The following is a 21,267-nucleotide window of genomic DNA, read 5'->3' as shown; positions in this document are numbered from 1 at the left end:
ATTAATTAAAAGTTTTAATAAAACTAATAAGGAATGATTTAAATGAAAAAAAGTTTACAGATTTTATTAACAATTATAATAGTTATTTTAACTACATTACAGTTTTTTATAAATGGATCAAATATCAAAAATGATATGCAATATAATATTTATGATAATCAATTAAATATTAAAAATAAAGTTGAAAAAAACGCTAAAGCTGTTGGATGGGGTGGGCTTGCTATTCAATATTTTATTTTTGTGCATTCAGATATTTTACAAAACAAATATATTTCAGAATTAAAAGATAGTTATTTGAGCACAAATACCTTTAACAATCAAAAAAATTTAATTAGTAAACAAAACATATTTTATTCAAGTGTAGTTTCAAGTGCTTTATTGTTATCACTATATTCAACAACAGATTACAACGAATTTTTTGCAGAATCTGTTTCAAAATGACAAACTTTTGATGATAGTATAAAAAATAAGTCATGAGAAATATTAAACTACTTTTTCTTAAATATTTATAAAATACTGAAAGCAAATACTCCTGGAAGATTGAAAGACTTTAATTACATAAAAAACATAATAGATGAGGATTTTAAAAAAGAGGAAAGCAAAAGTTTAATTTTTCATACAAATTTAGAAAAACCACAAACCGATTTAACTTATGAAGATCTTTATTATGTTGATGATAACTTTGGTATGAAAAATTTATATTCTTATGATTATTTATATGGATTTGTACCAAATGTACTTGATTACTCTTTAAATGCTTGAACATATACATTAAATAATAATTCACCTCAGTATTCCTTTAAATACTCTTATAAAAGATATAATAGTGAGAATATTAAACCTGTTTTAAAAAAATTTAACCAAGAAAGTTTTAATATAACTGAACTCAGGAAAGTTAAATAATGATGTTTATACAAAAGCATCACCAGAATCAATTAAACAATTTCACAATGTCCTTGATAACCCAAAATTCGAAACTTTTGAAGATCTTGCAACTTTTTATCAAAATTTAACATATATAGAAAAGTATAAATATTCTAATATAGATTTTGCCAAAAGTGTTTATGCACTAGGTTATGTAAATAATTGATATCTTGAAAAAGTAGAACAATTTAAAAATTTACTTCTTAAAGTATTTAATTTAGCTTGATACATAACTAAATATGAAAATGAAAATTACTTTGCATATTTTATATACACAATTATATACTCATCATCTAAACCTCTTTTTGAAGGTGCAACTTCAACTGCCTATACATATATATACTCATCCAATAATTACGATTCTAGTATTGCTACATATCAATTATTTTCAAAGGATTCTTTCACTAGATATCCTAGCGAAAAGTATAACGTACAGTATTATAATAATGTTATTTCAACACCAGTTGTCATTAATTCAATAAGTCATGAAATGGGACACTCATTAGACTATTTTCTTGGACAAACAAAGCAATATGAAGCTAATCAAAAACAAAATTATAAAAAAAATTTAGAAACAACTTACTACAACAGAAAACTTTTTAATAAAACTATATTGGGTCTAGATACAATTGCACCAGAAGGTTATCCTCAACCTGAACCTCTACCCCCTGACCCACCAATTAATCCTGACCCACCAATTAATCCAAATCCCCCAAATAAACCAAAACCCCCGTACATAAATTCAAGTGGTAGTGGTTTATCTTCTGAAACTATAACAACTATATTGCTAGTTTTCACAATAGTTCCAGCAGTAATAATTTTTATAACTATAATCACAATAGTTATTGTTAAAAAACATAAAAAAAATAAAAAGACAAAATAAAATTAACATTATTTATCATAAACAGCAAAAAGTAAGCTAAGTAGACCAGTATAAAGTACTGGTTTTTTTGTTAGAAAGGAAATAATGCCAAAAATTTATGATGAGAATTTAAGAAAAGAAGCTATAGAAAGATATAAAAATGGAGAAAATATAGACAAAATAGCTAAAGATTTGAATATTAAAGCGGGATCGCAATTAATAATAATTTGATATAAATCCTGAAAAACTTGTTATTCTTATAATTTATATAAAAACTGCAAAGAGGTTAAGTTAATGAGTCAAAAGTTAAAAAGAGAATTTAATTTTAAGGAATTTAAAGAAAAAAATAAAGAAACTAATCTACTTAAAGACAAAATAATAATTAGAAAAAACTTTAAAGTTTAAAACAGAAGAAAAAATGTTGACAATAGCGAGTAAGGAAATATTGGAAAAGTCCATTCCTTCTTGCACGGCAACAATATTGATGAATTTATTGAAACTGAGCAAGTAGGAAAAGATTATGATAATGGCGACAAAAACTTATAAATATTATGCATGCTCACAAATATATTATTTTGTTGCTAATTTTGGTATGGGAACTAATAAACTAATAAATTATTTCAAAGTTTATAAAAACTTATTCTAAATTAGGTTTAAAACCTTCTATATAAAATTTAATTTTTGTTAATTAGTTACAATAATTTTACTTAATATACACTAATATTGTTATAATATTTTTGGAGGATGTATGATTACTTTAAAAAACATAATTAAAAAATACGATAATGATGTTATTTTGAATATTAATGAATTAGTAATAAAAAACAACGAACGTGTTGGAATAATGGGAGTTAATGGTTCAGGTAAGACAACTTTAGTAGAGATTATTATGGGCACCAGAAAACCAGACCAAGGTCAATTAATATTTGATGAAGATATTAAAGATAAAAATGCTGTATTTCAAGAATGTAATTTTGAGTTAGATTTAAATTTAAATACTATTGCTAACTTTTATAGAAAACTATTCAAATCTAATGAGAATTTAGATAGATTATATGAAAAGTTTGAATTAATTGATTTTAAGAAAAAGAAGTACAATAAATTATCTGGGGGTCAAAAACAGAAGTTTAAATTATTAATTGCATTTATAAATAATCCAAAACTTTTGTTATTAGATGAATTAACAACAGCTTTAGACTATGAATGGAGAACTAAAATAATTCAAGAAGTTGCTGAGTATTCTAACCTAAGAAATCCAATAATATTATTTGTATCCCATGATATTTCAGAAATTTCTAAAATATGTAACAGAGTTATTTTTTTAAAAAAAGGATTAATTATTAATGATATAGAACTTACAGAAAATTATAGTACTAATTTAAGTTTGTTAGAAAAGGAATTAAAAAATGTTACAAATAATTAAGATTGAAGCATTTAAATACATAAAAAACCCATTTGGTATTATTTTTGGTTTTGGATTTCCAATTATGTGGACATTAATATTTGGATTTGTTTGAGGTAAAGAAACATACTTTAATCAAACAACAGGACAAAATACTTTGTTAATGAATATATTATTTCCACCCCTATCTATTATGGCCATTTTATCATTCTCAGTATCTTCTGTTTCAATAACTATGTGTTCAAATAGAATCGAAAAAAGAAATAAATTAATATCATTGGCAAGAGTAACAAAATATCAATATATTTTATCTTTGGCATTTACATATTTTCTTCTTTACTTTTTTGTTTTTTTAATTTGTATCATAATAGCTATTTCTGCTTTTAACTTAGCAACCTCGGCTTTATGATAATTACTTTATTATTTTTACCTTTTATAATTTTTATTTTACATTTTATGATCACAATAACTCTATCAAATTTGTGTAGCTCTATTAATTTAGTATCGACTATAGCGTTATTAGTGCTTATGTTTTCGCTTTTCTTTTCTGGTTCTACAGTGCCATCAGTTTCATTAGACCCTGATGATAAATGGTTTAAGTATATTCAATATATTATTCCAAGTGGTAATGCAGTACTTATGATGAATCATCTAGCTAATGGTATGGATACTTTAAAAATATGATGAATATATCCAATTTCACTTATTTATTTATCATTATTTACTTTTTTAGCATTAAAATATTTCAAATGAGAATAGAAGGAGTTTTATTTATGAAAATTATTATCTATATTAACTTCATTTTCTTTAATAATAAGTAGTTTGGTTAGCATAAATTCATGTTCTGTTTTAGACTATCACGATGGACCAAACAAATATATGGGAGAACTTACATATAAGGAAAATAAAAACAATAGAAGTTTCATTAATTATGTAAAGAATAAAGATGAAGTAAATGTTGGTTTAACAAATTCTCTAGTAGTTATTAAATCAAACATGTTGGATGAAGATTATCTAGATCAAAAACAGTTTGCAAATTTTGAGTATATTAATAAATCAAAAACTAAAGTTTCTAAAACATTTAATATAAATGGATTACAAGGTCAAGAGCTTGCCTTTGAAAACTTTGAAGAAAACTCTTTATTGTCATTTAACTCAATAATAAATTCAATTTTTGTTCAAACAAGTGAATGTAATAATTCATTATTTGGCTATGTAAATGATTATGGGGATTTTAATGAACTAAATATTTATTATATGACAATTAAAGGAACTAAAGGAGAAAATAATTTTAATATTTTTGTCTATAAAATATATGCTCTTTGAGAAGAACAATTTAGCTCCATAAATGCACAAGCTACATTAATATATGACAAAAACATTTATATTGAATAAGTTTATAAATATAAGATGAATATATTTTTAATATTATTGTTATTTAAAATTTTGAGATTTTTTAGTATTTAAAGTTAATAAATTATAATAATTCTTATAGAATAATAGACTTGTAATAAAAGTTTAAATAAATGGTTTATATTTGTTTAAAAAAAATTGTAATATAGCTAAAAATAAAAAGATTTAAAATTACATAGTTATAAAAATAAAACAACTTTTAATATGCTTATGTTCATTTATATGTTAATATTTAAATATAAAGGAAGGTAAAATTATGAAAAAGTTTTTATGCATATTGGCTACTGTCGGGATTTCATCCACAGTTCCATCATTTGTTTTATCATGTAACTCTGATGATAAAACAACTAAATCAAATTTAAACAACATTAAATATAAAGAACTTGGAGATTTTTTAGGGGAAGGAGATAAACCAACATTAGTGGAATTACTTTCTAAAATTAATAGTATTAATGAAACTGATATATATAATGTAAATGATATTAGTTTCGATGGAGAGCCTACAGTAACAGAAGCAAAAATTAAAGCAAATGAAGATTCTAAAAGTTTTATTGGTTCAGTCGTTGTTACATATAAATATTATAAAAGAGTAGATGATTCTTTAAAAACTGATTTGAGTAAGGTTGCAATAAAGGAATTTGGTTATATTTATGATAGTGAACCATCTTTTACGAAAGATATTATATTAAAAAATTTTAATTTAATAAATGTAAATAATAAAATAACTTGAGATGATGTTAATATAAGATACGCTTCAGATGAAAGTGCTGAAATTATAATTAAAGAAACCTCCTCTAAATATAAGGGTGAAAGTTTTGAAGTAAGCTTTATTTTTGAACAGACGCAAGATTTAGAAAATTATTTTAGAAATACAGATCTAGGAATTATAAATGATAAAGAATCCCTACCTACTATAGATATATTATTAAGAGCAATTAATAAACAAGTTAGAGGTAGAGAAATTTTTAAAGAAGATATAAATATAGATAATGAAAATTTTAGTGAAACTTCTATAAGAATATTACCTAGTTCAAATAATAGATTTATTGGTTCAATTAAACTTACTTACAATTATACAAAAACATGATTTGAGATGGAAATAGATAAAGAAGACAATGAATACTTATCTTTAGAAAATGATAATTTAAAAGTTAATTGTATGAAAGGTAATCAAAAGTATGAATATAAATTTAATTTGATAATGAAAGGTGAATATTCTAATTTTGATGGTTGACCAGAAATAGGTAATTCTGAATACGAATACGAAAAATATTTTTATTGTAATAAAGCTGAAGGTGAATCATTTGGGCAAAGTTCTTATAAATGAATCATTGTTGCAAAACAAAATACTATTGAACCAATTAAATTAACAATTAAATATGGAACTTATTATAAAAGTTTAAATGTATCAATTTCTAATTTTGGATAAATGTAAAAATTAAACCTTTATAAATTAAATATTAGATTTAGCAAAATAAATCTAATATTTTTATTTTTTAAAAAATATTTTCAGGAGCTGCTTAAATATTAATCTTTGGGTATTTTTATTATATTATTAAGATTTAATAAGAGCAAATAGGAAACTAAATAAACCAATATAATAATAACTGGTTTTTGATATAATAAATATTTTTTGAAATTTATATTAAAAATTAAATAATCAAGCCAAATTTATATAAAAGTCAAATAACTATAGAAAAAATTCTTAGGATTTGAATATTAAAGTTGGAATAAACTGACTTTAGTTTGATATAAAACCACTAAAAATTTTATCCTTTTAGTATAAATAATGATTTAAATGAAGTTCAATAAACCTATCAAAATTTGAAAAAAATGCTTATTTCTGAGTGGTTTAGAGGAAAAATTTTAAATAAAAAATTAAACAAAAAGCTTTAAAAAAAACTTAACTCACATTTAATAAAAAAATGTTTGCATTAACTTGTAAAGAAATACTGGAAAGTTTTATTTTTTCTTAAAATTCACCAATATTAAGTAATTAAAAACAAATTATTTAATTGATAATGATTTCTCTTATGATTTACCAACTTTAAACTTTACACAACAAATGTTTGTTGAAAGAAAAAATAATAAAATATTTATAAATATTATGAATACTCGTTAATACATTATTTCGCAGCAAATTATGTAGATGAAATTTATATACTAATAAATATTTGAGAGTTAATAAAAACCTATTCAATATTTTAAAAAAACTAAAAAAAATATATTAATATGCAAATAAAAGCTAATCAAACAACTATTAATAATTATTAAAAAGTAAATTTTAAAAATAAAAATTAACTTATTTATAAACTTCATAAGATAAAATAATAATTTACAACAAACTATTTTAAATAAAATCAAAAGTTAATTTAAATTATTAACTTAATAAAAAAATAAATTTAAACTTTTCAAAAAAAGTTTCTTAGTAAATTTACTATTGATATATTTATCAATTTAATAATTAAAATTTATAAAAGTTATGTTAGAAGTGATTGGTAAAAAATAATAACCTAGTGTAAATGGATTTATTGTTATAAACTTAAATATAGAAATAAGAAATAAATATTTTTTTATATTATAAAAACAATTTCCATAATATCTTACGGGTAGAATTTAAAAAATAGTGTGGCTTTTATATTTGAAAAAAAGAAATTTATATGTTTGATAAATGTTATTTTAAAAATAAATAAGTAACCATTAGCTAAAAGACAAAATAAATCACAGAATCTAATAAAAGTTAAGTTTTTCTTGTAAAAAAAATAAATAATATGTTAACGATAATAATAATTTAATAAACCTTATAATAAAAATATCTTTTAAACATAATTATACAATATTCAGCTTAAATCAAGTTTTGTAATAAAAGTAGTTTAGTTTTGTGTATTAAAATTTGTTAATACACAAATCTTTACGCTTCTTTTAAACTGTGTGTTTATAATTTAATAAAATACATTTATTATAATATAATATATGTAATCAATAAAATTACTGCTTATAAAATAATTGGTTCGCTAGGATTTAACAATGTGAAAAAAGGAGATTATAAATGGAAGAGTTTATAGTATTAATAACTTTAATAATATATTTAGTCTCAATCTTTATAGTTAGTTATACTTCATATTCTTTATTTAAATTTAAAGCTATTTTTGATTGATTTAGTATAAATAATTTTTTTAATGATCTTTTACCAAAGTTTGACTATAATAAAACTAATCTTTATACATACAAAACAAAAGCATTAATATTACTTATAGATATTATTTTATTTATATTTATTAATTTAATATTTGTAATTATTGGTATTTTCCTAATAAATATTAAATATTACATAATTTTTTTCTTATTAATGGGAATTATATCTTTTTTCAAATTTTTTATATATATTTTATTAATCATAAAATTAAAAATTAAGTTTAGAAGAAACCCTTCTGAAACCGAAGATGATTGTATAAGTTATTTCAAATCTATACAAGATATTTATAATTATAACGAGTTAATTAATTATGAGTTAATAGATGATTCCGCATTTTTATGAGGTAACAACAAAATTGTTGAGATAAACACTTATAAAACAAGTCTTGAAAAAATTATAAAAAAAATAAAAATTAAAGACACAAAAACAATTTATTTAAAATTTATGTTTGTTTTTAAAAACTACTTATCAAATATTAGTATATATGGTTCAAAAATAAATTGAGAAGGTAAGATTATAATAAAAATTAATAAAGAAAATTCAAATTTATTGTTATTAAAAAAAGCCTTAATATCAAACTTTTTGTACTATATGAATAAAAATATATAAGTGGAGATTTTAAGTTATAATTATTTTGTAGGATTAGTATATGAAAGATTATGTTTACAATTTAATAGATAAAAAATTCATTAATAATAAAAAGTTAGTTAAAAAAATGGTTGCTTATTCAATTACTAATTTATTTTCAAATATTTTATTATTTTTTAGTCTTATAAGTTTATGAATAATTTTGGTATTAACAATAATAAGCTTATTTTGTTTTAAATGACTTAATTTTAAAGGATCGACTATAATTTTAATTTCATCACTACTGATAAGTATAATAATTTTTATATTGTCTATTAGTATTAATAGATTATTAAAGAAATCATATTATAAATTAATAAAGTTACAGTTTATTAATAATGATTTGGAATCTATATATAAAGATTCATTTGCCAAAGTATGTAATAACAAAGATATCTCATTAGTTTCTTTAAAATTAGATAATGAATTAAATAATAAATTACTTTCAACTTTTATTTTATATCAGTACAAAGACTTTACCGGTAAATTTACAATCCACGAACCAATTCAAGTATTTAAAACTACAGATGTGTTTGATGAAAGCACAACTGGCAATAGTTTATTATTTATGCTTATTGTCTACCCAATATTGAGAGTTTTTTTAAAAAATAAGTATTTGAGTAAAGAAACTATATCTATGAATAAAAGTATAATTAAAGAAGACTCTCAAAACATTCTATTTTTAAAAAAAGAAACAGACAAAAACTTTTTTTATTCTAAAAGCTCGTTAGATGAAAGTAAAATTAATAATGATGATTTAATTGAATTAAAGAAGAAATTAGACAATAATATTAAAAAATTAAGTAAAGAATTTAATTTTGAAGTAAAAATAAATAATGAAATTATTTTTTCAAAAGCCAGAACTTTGAATAAAACTAAAATAAACCAAGTAGGGATTTTAAATTATAATAAAATTAAAAGCTACAAATCATTTATAAATGAATTATGTAAAAAAGTCATATATGATTTAAATAGTTTTTTAAATTCATTGGACTTTATAGAAAATTTGTAATATATAATATTTATATGGCAATTAAGTTAGATAAAAAACTAAAAAAAAGACTTTTATTTTGAATGATAATTATTTTAATATCTTTGTTATCAATACCATTAATAATATTTGATTTAAAAATATCTAAATCTATTCCAGCAACTTGATCAAAAAGTTGGTTCTCATTAATATTTGATCAAATTGGTATTGGAATAATATTTATACCTATATATTTTCTATTATTAATTTTTGTACTGACTATAAATTATAGTTTAATAAAAACCAAAAAAAATAAACAAATTATATATTGATTATTTAATATCATATATTTATTAATAAATGTTTTATTTTTTTATTATAATGATTCATTTAACTTTAAAAAAGATAGTAAAGAATCACTTTATAAACTAGTTGGAAGTTTAGTTTGTATTTTAGTTTCATTTATTTTTTATTTTTCATTAAACATGTATATATATAAAAAGAAGTTATACAAAGATGTATATTGACTTTCAAATATAAGTTCAAAAACAGGTTATGCTTTTTTTGTTATTTTCTTCTCTCAAATTACTGTCCAATTATTAAAAGTAATTTTTGGAAGACTTAGACCAGATGAGGTTATAAATTCTAATAAAGATTTTTATTATGCTTTTGAACCAAATTTTTCTAGTAGTAGGGGAAATAGTTTTCCAAGTGGTCATACTTTATCTGCAAGTCTTTTATTTGTATTTTTATTTTTCTTTTATCTACCCAACAAAAAAACACAAGTATTAAAAATTATAACAATTTTGACAGCATCAATAGTTACATTACTTGTAGGTATTTCAAGAATCACAATGCTTGATCATTTTGCAAGTGATGTTTATTTTTCAATTGTTATATTGTTTATTTATATGTATTATTCAAAATCAGTTGTTAATTGATTTAGAAAAAAAATTAGACCTCGTAACCTTTAATAAATAATCAGTATTTATAAAATATTAATAAAAATAAAAATTTAAAAAGGATGGAAAATGTACAGATATATAGGACTAGATATAGGTTCAAAAACAGTTGGTATAGCAATAAGTGAAGGTTATTTTGCAACACCCCATAGTACAATAAGATTTAATGAATTTGACTTTGAAGAAGCAATCCAAAAATTAAAAATATTATTTACAGAAAATTCATTTGAAAAAATAATTGTAGGATATCCAATTAATATGAATGGGTCAATTGGTCATAGAGCAGATATGGTAGATGATTTTATTTATCTTATGATTAATATTTTATTAATTGATGAAAAAAAAATAGTAAAAATAGATGAAAGATTAACAACAAAAATGGCGAATAATATGATGAGTGCTTCTAATTTTAGCATTAAGGATAAAAAACAAAATAAAGATCAAATAGCTGCAAAGTTTATTTTAGATTCTTTTTTAAATAATTTAAAGTAGTATATTATAATAATATATCGGAGGTACTAAATGACAAATCACCCTTTAGTAAAAGAAGTTCTAGTAGATAGAAATAAGATTGATTCAAAAATAAAAGAATTAGCACATAATATTAGTAATTATTACAAATCTATACAATATAAAAATAATACTGTTATAACAGTTGGATTACTTAAGGGATGTGTTCCTTTTATGGCAGGTCTTTTAAAAGATTTAGAATTTAATTGCATTACTGAATATATGATAGTTTCATCATATGAAGGTAATACTACGAATATACAAAAACCAAAAATTATTAACGATATAAAAATTAATGTAGAAGGTGCACATGTTTTATTAATTGAAGACATAATTGACTCTGGTATTACATTAAGTTTTATTAAAGAACATATACTAGGTCTAGGAGCTAAGGAAGTAAAAGTTGTTACTTTAGCATCAAAACCAAATAAAATAATTGTTGATTTAAAACCTGATTGAAATGGTTTTGAATTTGGAGATGAATTTTTAATAGGTTTCGGATTAGATTATCAAGAGCGCTTGAGAAATCTTCCATTTATTGCAACTTGTAATGTTGAAAAATTAACAGATTGAGAGTGGTAATATGGAAAAAGTTTATTTAGAAAAAATCAATAAGAATAATAATATTTTAAAAAAAATGTTTATTACAAAAAAGGTATCTTTCTATAATTTTTTGATAAATATTATCTTGTTTTTTATATTAATTTTTTTAGTACTATTAAATCAATTCTGTATAAAAAGTAATATATTACATTATGTTGATTTAGCATTTTCTGGTTATTTATTATTAATATTCACATTTATAGGTTGATTTTCAACTGAATATTACTATCGTAAAATAAAAGTTTTAGACATTGATTTAATTGAAGAGGGTAAGAATTTTAAAAGTTATAGATTAATTGAACTAAACTCAATCAAATTTGTTTTAATAAACATTTTTCTTAGTTTTATATCTGTATTAATATTTGTGTTTGAGATATTATCTGCCTTTGAAGATCATATATTGGTTAGAGAGATAGGAATAATATCAATACATTTATTATTAATACCTGGTTTTGTAAGGATGTTTGAAACAATTATTGAAGCTTTACAAAAGTTCAAAAAACTTTTAGACCATTTTTTAATAAAACAGTTTGATATATTAGAAAACTTATTTGAACATGTCAAGTTTGAAAAAAACAATACAAGATTATTATTTACTGACTATAACATAAAGAGTAGACATAATATATTTTTGCTTTCTTCAGATTATTTAATAACTGCCGAAAAAGAAACTGTAGAGAATACAAATAAAAAAATACTAAATATTTATAAAGAATTATGAAATCAGTATCTTAAAGTTTTTTCTATTTATTTATCAAGTGATATGAAAAAGTCTAGCAAAAGATTGCAAAGAAAAGTGAGAAAGATATTGATTTATTATTTAATGATTTGAGATGATTTCTTTGAGTTTTAATTAAGCAGATTTATTCTGCTTTTTTTATTATTTTAATGATTTTTTTTAAATTATGAATATGGAATAATCATTGATTTTTGATAAGTCATATATACTAAATATATATTATTTAAAATATTGTAAAATATTACGTAATTATAAAATATCTATAATTTAGTTCATCATTTTTTGTTATAAAATTTGTTGAATAATTAATCAAAAAAGTGATTATATTTAACTATAATTTAAATATATTAGTTTAATTAAATTTAAAGTTTTTTAGACAATCAATAATTTGAATTAATGCTAATTGATAATGAAAGTCATTTAATATTCATTTTTATTATAAATTTAAATTAAACATTTATTAAATTCTAATTAATTTCATATATTATTTAATATATATCATCTAGTTAAAAAATATAAAGAAAAAAATTAAATTAATTATTAAAAATAATATAATTGGATGCATTTTAAAGAAATAACAATAATTTTTTATTTCAAAAGTAATTAAAGTTTTAGTTTCTAAGATAAAATATAAACATTTTAGTGTATAATAATTAAGGAGGAAATTATGAAAAAATTAATATCGATTTTTAGCTCACTATGTTTTTTTTCACCATTATCTATATTGGTATCTTGTGGTGCAGCTAACCAAAATGATAATACAAAATTTAATTTAGATAACATAACACAAAAAAACTTATCAAATTTCAGCGGCAAAAACAACACACCGTCGCTAACAGAATTATCTACTCAACTATTTAAAGTTAATAATAATAAATATTTTGATATCTCTGATGTTGAATTTGATGGAATTCCAACTAAAAAAAGTGCAAAGTTAAAAGCTAAAGCAGACAATGTAAATGTTTATGGTAGCGTATCTTTGATTTATTCATATTCACAAATTGAGCCAAGTTTTTCAGAATGAATTTTTGTACCAGATGCGATTGTTTATGAAACTAAATCTTTGGAATTAGAGATATTTAACGCTAATGAAAGTGTTTTAGAAGCAAGTGTAGCATCTTATGATTCAGAATTTCTTAAAATACTTAGCATAGATAAAATAACTGAAAATAAATATTCTATAAAATATACTGGATTAAAAGTTATTGGAAATAATATCGATTATGATTAAAAAATTCTCTTAGTATATGGCAATATAAGCAAGACTGTAGATGTGAAAGTGGAAAAATTAAATTTAAGAAATGCAGAAGCAAACAAAAATTTGGGTGAAATAGTAGGATCAAATAAAGAGCCTAGCACAGATGAAGTGCTTCAAGCTTGAAATAAAATAAATCCAGGTTATAATTTTTCAAATAAAGATGTTTATTTAGAATTTAATGAAAGTTACAATGGATGATATTTAAATTCATATGAAAAATCAGAAAAAAATTACGGTAGTTTAGAAATACTTTTTAACTATAAACAACAAACATTATAAATATTTATTGCACATAAATAAAAATAAATTAATAAAAAAATTTTTTATGGGAATTATTAAAAAAACAGCTAAATAAACATTTTCAAATATTATGATGTTTATATATGGTTGTTTTTTAGCTTTTAATCTTATTAAGTAATCATTAATTTTAATCTTTCAAGTTTTTTGTATATTTAATAAATATCAAAAAACTTTTAAAAATAAAACCTTTAAGTTTATTTAATAAATATTTAAAATAATTAATTATACAAAATTAGTTTATTGAATAACCTTTTAAAAAAAAGTAAAAAAAATATTCAAATATAAAAATACTGGTTTTGTTTATACTTTTTAAAACTTAAATATTAATAATTTTATTTTTAAAACATAACAATCTATTACTTAAATCATATTAAATTATATATTTGGTAATTTAAAATTATCAAGTTTTACAATCTTATTTTATCATACATAAATTTTAACTATTTTTGAAAATATCTCTTATAAGGTTTATTATTATTTATATAGAGTTGGAGGTAAACAATGATAAAAAAAATTGGTGTTTTAACATCTGGGGGTGATGCTCCTGGTATGAATGCAGCGATATCTTCAGTTGTAAAAGCAGCGATATCTAAATCAATAACTCCTTTTGTAATCAGAGATGGTTATAAAGGACTTTATAATGACTGAATTGAAGAAGTGGATACAGTTTTTGCAAATGATATTATTTCAAGAGGTGGAACTATTATAGGTTCTGCTAGATTTCCTGAATTTAAAGAAGAAGAAATTAGAAAAGTTGCAGTTGATAATTTAAAAAAAAGAGGGATCGAAGCATTAGTTGTAATTGGTGGTGATGGAAGTTATCAAGGAGCTGAAAAACTAACAAAAATGGGTATTAATTGTATAGGTATACCTGGAACAATTGATAATGATATTGTTTCATCTGATTATACTGTTGGATTTGATACTGCATTAAATACTGTAATAAGATCAATTGATTCAATTAGAGACACAATGCAATCTCACAATAGATGTAGTGTTGTAGAAATAATGGGAAATGGCTGTGGTGATTTAACTTTATATGCTGCAATAGCAACTGGAGCAGAAGTATTTTCAACAAAAGAAAGTTTTTTAACTGAAGAAGAGGTTGTTAACCAAGTTAAAGAACTTGCTAACAAGAAAAAAAGAAGTGTTATTGTGGCAATAGCAGAGAAAATATACCCAGATGCACATGAACTTGCTAAAAAAATTGAATCAGCATCTGGTTATGTAACTAGAGCTACAGTTTTGGGTCATGTTCAAAGAGGTGGTTCACCAACCGGGATGGATAGATATTTAGCTGTAAATGCTGGTATATTTGCAGTTGATCAATTAGTTGCAGGTAAAGGTGGATTATATATTGGAATGAGTGAAAATAAACTTATTGCAAGAGATATTGAGTCAACATTAAATATGCCAAGAAAAGATAAATCAGAAGAATATCAAAAAATAAGAGAAATAAATAAAGCTATATAGTGAAAGGATTAAGAATTATGAATACTATAGAATTTTATGAACCAAATAAAATTGAGAAAAAAATCAAAAGGACAAAAATAATTACAACTATTGGACCAAGTACTAATGGTAAAGATGAAATAAGAAAATTATATGAATCAGGAATGAATGTTGTAAGATTGAATTTTTCTCATGGTAAATATGAAGAACATGAACAAAAAATTAAAGCATGTTTAGAGCTAAGAGAAGAATTAGGTAAACCAATTTCAATCCTTTTAGATACTAAAGGGCCTGAAATAAGAGTTGGTAAAATGATTGATGGTTCTCAAGAGATAAAAGCAGGTAGTGATGTTAGAATTTATACATCTTCAAAAGAATATCAAGAAAGAGAATGTAAAGGTACTGAAATGACAGTTTCTTATGACATGAGTCTTGATTTAAAACCAGGGGACACTGTTTTAGTTGATGATGGTAAATTAACTTTAAATGTTTTAAACGTGGAAAGTGGTATTGTATTGTGTAGAGCATTTAATACACACGTTGTTAAAACAAATAAAAGAATTAACTTACCTGGTGTTGATTTTTCATTACCTTTTTTAAGCGAAAAAGATATTGCTGATATAAAGTTTGGTATTGATAAAGGTATAGATTATATTGCTGCAAGTTTCGTAAACTCAGCAGATAATGTAAACCAAATAAGAGAAATTCTTAAAGAAAAAAAAGCAACTCACATACAAATTATTTCAAAAATAGAATCAAAAATAGGTATTTTTAATATTGATTCAATTGTTGAAGCATCTGACGGTATTATGATTGCTAGAGGTGACTTAGGTCTTGAAATCCCATATTATGAAGTTCCATATTGAGAAAAACAAATTATTAGAAAATGTAGAAAAGCTGGAAAAATTGCAATTGTTGCAACTCAAATGTTAGAATCAATGACAGACAACCCTCAACCAACAAGAGCAGAAGTAACTGACGTTTATTATGCAACTGAACTTGGAGCAGACGCAACTATGTTAAGTGGTGAATCTGCAACAGGTATTTATCCATTTATAACAACTCAAACTATGGCTACAATTAATAAAAGAGCAGAGTTAAGTTATTATGGAAAAATATATTATGATAGAGCACTTGAAATTGCAAGATCAACATCAAGTGGTAAAAGAGCAGAAATAGCAGACGAACTTGCAAATATAACAAGAAATGGTAAATATGAATTCGCAGTAATATTGTCAAGAACTGGTGAATTGTTAAAAACAATATCAAAATTTAGACCAAATGTTACAATACTTGGAGTTTGTCAAGAAGAAAACTTATGAAATGCATTTGGTGCATGACACTCAATATTTATGAATAAAGTTGATGATATTGATAAATGTTGAACTAATCAAGAAGAAATTAATGAAATTGCAAGATTCTGAGGAGTTAAAAAAGGCGAAGAGTTTTTAGTTGTTAGATCTGAAGAAATAAAAGTATGTAAATTATAAAAAAATTTTGAAAATTATTTTAAATATTAGTTATAATATAAGTGCAAAACAACTTTTAATATGTATTAATAATTAAGGTGTTTTTAGTATAAATAAAAAAAAGGCTTTTTCTTTATAGAAATTGCACTTTTTTTTTGTAAATATATAGGAGGATAGAATGAAAAAACTTGATGATAAAATCAAAAGAACGAAAATTATTACAACTTTAGGACCAAGTGTTCACTCAAAAGATGCAATTAAAGAATTATTTGACAGAGGTATGAACACAATCCGTTTGAACTTTTCACATGCTGATTTTCAAGAACATGGTGAAAGAATAGAGTGAGTAAAAGAATTAAGAAAAGAAATGAATAAACCAATCTCAATTCTTTTAGATACTAAAGGACCTGAAATTAGAATAGGTAAAATGAAAGATGGTAAGCAATTAATTAAAGCTGGTACAGTTGTAACTGTTTATACTGATCCAAAAGATTTCTCTACTAGAGAATGTTCAAATGAAGAACTTCAAATGTCTTATGATATGAGTCAAGACTTAAAACCAGGAGACTCAGTTTTAGTTGATGATGGTAAATTAACAATGTTTGTTGAAAAGGTTGAAAAATACAAAGTAATTTGTAAAGCATTTAATACACACGTTGTTAAAACAAATAAAAGAGTAAATTTACCTGGGATTGAATTTACTTTACCATTCTTAGCAGAAAAAGATTATAACGATATCAAATTTGGAATTGAACAAGGAATAGATTATATTGCTGCTAGTTTCGTAAACTCAGCAGACAATGTTAATGAAATTAGAGAAATATTAAAAGCAAACGATGCTTTAAATGTTCAAATAATTTCTAAAATAGAATCACAAGTTGGTTGTGATAATATTGATTCAATAATTGAAGCTTCTGATGGAATAATGGTAGCTAGAGGTGATTTAGGTCTAGAAATTCCATATTATGAAGTTCCATACTGAGAAAAACAAATTATTAGAAAATGTCGTGAAAAAGGTAAAATAGTTATTGTTGCAACTCAAATGTTAGAATCAATGACAGACAACCCTCAACCAACAAGAGCAGAAGTAACAGACGTTTATTATGCAACTGAACTTGGAGCAGATGCAACTATGTTAAGTGGTGAATCTGCAAACGGAGACTTTCCATTTATAACTGTTGAAACTATGGCAACTATTAACAAAAGAGCCGAAATGGAATTTTATTCAAAATTATATTATGAAAAACAATTAGAAAATGCACAAAAAACAACTAGTGGTAAAAGAGCAGACATAGCAAATCAATTAGCAAATACAACTATTTCAGGTAAATATGATTTTGCAGTTGTTGCTTCAAGAACTGGTGAACTACTTAAAACAATTTCAAAATTCAGACCAAATGTTACAATACTTGGAGTATGTGACAATGAAAAAATATGAAATGCATTTGGTGCATGACACTCAATCTTTATGAATAAAGTAAATGATTTAAATGCCTTTATTAGTGATGAAAAAGCAATTATTGATATTGCAAAATCATGGGGAGTTAAAGAAGGCACAAAAATTCTGTTTGTAAGAAATGAAAATATTAAAGAATTACAAGTTAAGTAATTGGTATTAGAAATAGGAATTATATGTCAAACAAGTTAGAAAAAATTGAATTAGAAATTGATGAATTAAAAAAACATGATTACTCAATACTTGAAGGTGATCATTCATTTATGCTTTGTGGAACACTTGGTGGTTTCAAAGCATCTATTAAAAAAATACAATATACAATGATAAAACAAATACTACTTGGTTTAATGAGTGGTGTTATCATAGGTTTTGGATATGTTGCATGTTTAACAACTATGAAAGGTTTACCCCCAAATTTAGAAGCATTAGTACTTGGTGCAATTTTCCCTGGGTGTATTATATTGATTACATTCTTAGGTGGAGCACTTTTCACAAGTCACTCATTAGCGACCATTCCAATGATGAAAGGTTGCCTATCATTTAATGAATATATAAAGGCTATAGTGTCAGTATTATTAGGAAATTTTTTAGGTACTTTTCTATTCTCTTTATTATATGTTGCAGCTGGAGCATTTCATAATACTGAAACTGGGAGTGTAGCAGAAAAAATATATACAACTGGTATTCATAAACTATATGGTGTTGGTGATAACATAATGGGTGATATTATGATAACTACCTGTTTAGTGACAATAGTTTATAGTTTTTTCTCAGGAATATTATGTAATTTAGCAGTATCTGCAACTTTACCATTGACTAGTGCAACAAAAAGTCCTACCTCTGCAATTTTGTTATTAATATTTCCGATACTTTACTTTGCAATTGGTGGTTTCCAACATGGACCTGCAAACTCATTCTTTTTATGAATGATGTTATTAGAGTGTATTTTTAAACAAAAATGAGCAGATAATAGTGTATTAAAACCAGAATTTTTCCATATTTTATTATTTGTTTTATTAAGTACTTTACCAACTCTTTTAGGAAACTGAGTTGGTGGAAGTTTCTTAATGGCAGGAATTTTACATTCAATAAATAAAAAATACACAAGTATGTTATTTATGAAAATGCGTTTGGAAAGACTTGAAAAAACACTTCTTATAAGTAGAATTAATGTAAACAAAATTGAATCAATTAAAAAAAGAGAAAAAACAATTGTGAAAAAATAGTGTTGTTTTAAATCAAATTTTATAGTATATTTATAATTAAATTAAGACCTTAAATGGTCTTTTTATATTTTGGTGGTTTATGAGAAAAAAATTTGTAAGTGATAAAGCATTTAGTAAAAAAAAGTTTTTAGCTTCTGTTAGATTAATGGGTGAAGGTATAAAAGCCTACCCTTTGATATTTTTTTGTGCATTATTTTTCATAATAGTTGATTCTATAGTATTTACATCAATTGCAATAATTGTTAATAAATTAATAACAACATTACAAACCAATCAGCCAATAAGATTTTTATTTTGAGATTTTAATTATATAGATTGATCAATAATTGGTGGTTGTTGATATTTATTTTATATAGTTTTAGAATTCTTAACCAACATTTTTGCAAGTTTATTTGCAAGAAAAATGGAAATTTATTTAAGATTAAAAGCATTAAAACATCTAGTAGAATTTGATATGAATTATTATTCTAAAAATCAGATTGGTTTAACTATGTCAAGAGTAATTAATGACAGTAGTAATGCAGCTGATGCATTTAATGAGTTTTTAATCAACTTAATTTATTCTATTACAAGTTTAATAACAATGACAACACTGTTATTTACAATTGATGTGACAGTTGCTTCTATTATTCTCGTTTATTTTATAGTTATGATAGTTGTTATATGAATATTATTCATATACTATAGACGTTCAATTATTATTGCATTTGATTTAAGACAAAAAATCGATGCAGATATAACTGATAGATTAATAAGTATAAGAGTAATTAAATCAAGCGGAACAGAAAATTATGAAGTAGATAGAGCAAAAGAGCTTCATAAAAAATACTGAGTTAAAGCAAAAACCTCAGTAGTTTATCAAACAATATTAAATGTTTTTGTTGGATTGTTTTCATGATTCATGCCTATAATCTCAATATTACTAGTTGTATGAATTCATAATGATATGGAATCTTCTAAATTATCTATATTAATAGTGTCATTTTCAACAGCTTGTTATAATATGCTTTATGGTTTGCTAATTTTACCCACTGCAATGCGTGGATTAACAAGATTATCAAATTGCGTAATGAGATTAAATTATATATATAATGCAAAAAGCTTAATAGAATTTAAGGTTGATGGAGAAGTAATTGAAAAAGTTAATAAAATCGAATTTAAAAATGTTAAATTTTGATATCCAGATGATTCAAAAAAAATTATTTTACCAAATTTTGATTTTGTGTTTGAAAAAGGAAAAAGGTATGCTTTAGTTGGTCAAAGTGGAGTTGGTAAGTCTACTATTGCAAGATTATTATTAAGATATTATGATGTACCTTCAGGAGAAATTTTAATTGATGGAATAAATATTAAAGATCTTAAAAAAGCAGATTATTTATCTAGGGTTGGTTATGTGGAACAAGACCCTCAGATCCTTTATGGAACAATTATGGATAATTTATTATATGCAAACTTTACAAAAACAAAATTAGAAGCAATAGAAGCTTCTAAAAAAGCAAAACTACACTCATTTGTATTAACATTGCCAGATGGATATAATACAATTCTTGGTGAACGTGGTTTTATCTTTAGTGGGGGCCAAAAACAAAGATTAGTTATAGCAAGAATGATACTAAAAAATCCAGAAATCTTAATTCTTGATGAAGCTACAAGTGCACTTGATAATATTGTAGAAAAAGAAATTAAAAAAGAACTTGATAATTTAATGGTTGGTAGAACAACTATTGCGATAGCTCATAGATTAAGTACTATCAAAGAGTTTGATCAAATATTAGTTCTTGATGAAGAAGGAATTTCAGAAGTTGGTACATTTAATGAGTTAAAATCTAAAAATGGCAGATTTAAAAAATTATATGAATTATCACAAATTAAATAATATAATCTAATTGTAAATTCAA

21 protein-coding genes are annotated in these 21,267 nt (G+C 23.0%); all 21 read left to right on the top strand.

Going from position 1 to position 21,267, the window contains the following annotated elements; all coding sequences use genetic code 4:
• The first annotated feature begins 42 nt into the window (after positions 1 to 42).
• A complete protein-coding gene (locus STURON_RS04835) occupies positions 43 to 903 on the top strand; it encodes a hypothetical protein (protein WP_075048746.1) in 861 nt (286 codons plus the stop codon).
• Between the two features lie 511 nt (positions 904 to 1,414).
• Positions 1,415 to 1,807, top strand: coding sequence for a hypothetical protein (locus STURON_RS04830; protein ID WP_075048745.1), 393 nt, complete (start codon positions 1,415 to 1,417; stop codon positions 1,805 to 1,807).
• An 84-nt stretch (positions 1,808 to 1,891) separates the two neighbouring features.
• Entirely contained in the window at positions 1,892 to 2,191 is a 300-nt protein-coding gene (locus STURON_RS04825; RefSeq protein ID WP_075048744.1) for a hypothetical protein, read from the top strand.
• 343 nt (positions 2,192 to 2,534) lie between these two features.
• Entirely contained in the window at positions 2,535 to 3,209 is a 675-nt protein-coding gene (locus tag STURON_RS04820; RefSeq protein ID WP_075048743.1) for an ATP-binding cassette domain-containing protein, read from the top strand.
• Entirely contained in the window at positions 3,193 to 3,600 is a 408-nt protein-coding gene (locus STURON_RS04815; protein ID WP_075048742.1) for a hypothetical protein, read from the top strand. Before STURON_RS04820 ends, STURON_RS04815 begins: the two co-directional genes overlap by 17 nt.
• Before the next feature lie 116 nt (positions 3,601 to 3,716).
• On the top strand, positions 3,717 to 3,947 hold the full coding sequence (locus tag STURON_RS04810; protein WP_075048741.1) for a hypothetical protein: 231 nt from the start codon (positions 3,717 to 3,719) through the stop codon (positions 3,945 to 3,947).
• A 120-nt stretch (positions 3,948 to 4,067) separates the two neighbouring features.
• A complete protein-coding gene (locus STURON_RS04805; protein ID WP_075060746.1) occupies positions 4,068 to 4,583 on the top strand; it encodes a hypothetical protein in 516 nt (171 codons plus the stop codon).
• A gap of 274 nt (positions 4,584 to 4,857) precedes the next feature.
• On the top strand, positions 4,858 to 6,030 hold the full coding sequence (locus tag STURON_RS04800) for a hypothetical protein (protein ID WP_075048739.1): 1,173 nt from the start codon (positions 4,858 to 4,860) through the stop codon (positions 6,028 to 6,030).
• A gap of 1,620 nt (positions 6,031 to 7,650) precedes the next feature.
• Positions 7,651 to 8,406 carry a hypothetical protein gene (locus tag STURON_RS04795; RefSeq protein ID WP_075048738.1) on the top strand — a complete coding sequence of 252 codons (756 nt, stop codon included), beginning with the start codon at positions 7,651 to 7,653 and terminating at the stop codon, positions 8,404 to 8,406.
• Positions 8,407 to 8,446: 40 nt separating this feature from the next.
• Entirely contained in the window at positions 8,447 to 9,436 is a 990-nt protein-coding gene (locus STURON_RS04790; RefSeq protein WP_075048737.1) for a hypothetical protein, read from the top strand.
• A 14-nt stretch (positions 9,437 to 9,450) separates the two neighbouring features.
• Positions 9,451 to 10,368 carry a phosphatase PAP2 family protein gene (locus tag STURON_RS04785; protein WP_075048736.1) on the top strand — a complete coding sequence of 306 codons (918 nt, stop codon included), beginning with the start codon at positions 9,451 to 9,453 and terminating at the stop codon, positions 10,366 to 10,368.
• A 57-nt stretch (positions 10,369 to 10,425) separates the two neighbouring features.
• Positions 10,426 to 10,848: a Holliday junction resolvase RuvX gene (gene ruvX, locus STURON_RS04780; RefSeq protein ID WP_075048735.1), complete on the top strand. Its 423-nt coding sequence runs from the start codon at positions 10,426 to 10,428 to the stop codon at positions 10,846 to 10,848.
• A gap of 30 nt (positions 10,849 to 10,878) precedes the next feature.
• Entirely contained in the window at positions 10,879 to 11,448 is a 570-nt protein-coding gene (gene hpt / locus STURON_RS04775) for a hypoxanthine phosphoribosyltransferase (RefSeq protein WP_075048734.1), read from the top strand.
• 1 nt (position 11,449) lies between these two features.
• Entirely contained in the window at positions 11,450 to 12,322 is an 873-nt protein-coding gene (locus STURON_RS04770) for a hypothetical protein (RefSeq protein ID WP_075048733.1), read from the top strand.
• A gap of 553 nt (positions 12,323 to 12,875) precedes the next feature.
• On the top strand, positions 12,876 to 13,439 hold the full coding sequence (locus tag STURON_RS04765) for a hypothetical protein (RefSeq protein WP_075048732.1): 564 nt from the start codon (positions 12,876 to 12,878) through the stop codon (positions 13,437 to 13,439).
• Between the two features lie 48 nt (positions 13,440 to 13,487).
• Positions 13,488 to 13,745, top strand: coding sequence for a hypothetical protein (locus STURON_RS04760; protein WP_075048731.1), 258 nt, complete (start codon positions 13,488 to 13,490; stop codon positions 13,743 to 13,745).
• A 522-nt stretch (positions 13,746 to 14,267) separates the two neighbouring features.
• Positions 14,268 to 15,239, top strand: coding sequence for a 6-phosphofructokinase (pfkA, locus tag STURON_RS04755; RefSeq protein WP_075048730.1), 972 nt, complete (start codon positions 14,268 to 14,270; stop codon positions 15,237 to 15,239).
• Positions 15,240 to 15,256: 17 nt separating this feature from the next.
• The gene (gene pyk, locus STURON_RS04750; RefSeq protein WP_075048729.1) at positions 15,257 to 16,708 is read left to right on the top strand and encodes a pyruvate kinase; all 1,452 of its coding nucleotides are present in this window, start codon (positions 15,257 to 15,259) and stop codon (positions 16,706 to 16,708) included.
• 157 nt (positions 16,709 to 16,865) lie between these two features.
• Positions 16,866 to 18,296, top strand: a complete 1,431-nt coding sequence (gene pyk, locus STURON_RS04745; RefSeq protein ID WP_075048728.1) for a pyruvate kinase — start codon at positions 16,866 to 16,868, stop codon at positions 18,294 to 18,296.
• 23 nt (positions 18,297 to 18,319) lie between these two features.
• Positions 18,320 to 19,369: a formate/nitrite transporter family protein gene (locus STURON_RS04740; protein ID WP_075048727.1), complete on the top strand. Its 1,050-nt coding sequence runs from the start codon at positions 18,320 to 18,322 to the stop codon at positions 19,367 to 19,369.
• A gap of 79 nt (positions 19,370 to 19,448) precedes the next feature.
• Positions 19,449 to 21,245, top strand: coding sequence for an ABC transporter ATP-binding protein (locus STURON_RS04735; RefSeq protein WP_082236202.1), 1,797 nt, complete (start codon positions 19,449 to 19,451; stop codon positions 21,243 to 21,245).
• Positions 21,246 to 21,267 lie beyond the last annotated feature (22 nt).

It is taken from the genome of Spiroplasma turonicum, assembly GCF_001262715.1.
GTDB lineage: Bacteria > Bacillota_I > Bacilli_A > Mycoplasmatales > Mycoplasmataceae > Spiroplasma_A > Spiroplasma_A turonicum.
The sequence above is the reverse complement of the archived record's forward strand: the minus strand, read 5'-3'. Positions and strand labels throughout refer to the sequence as shown.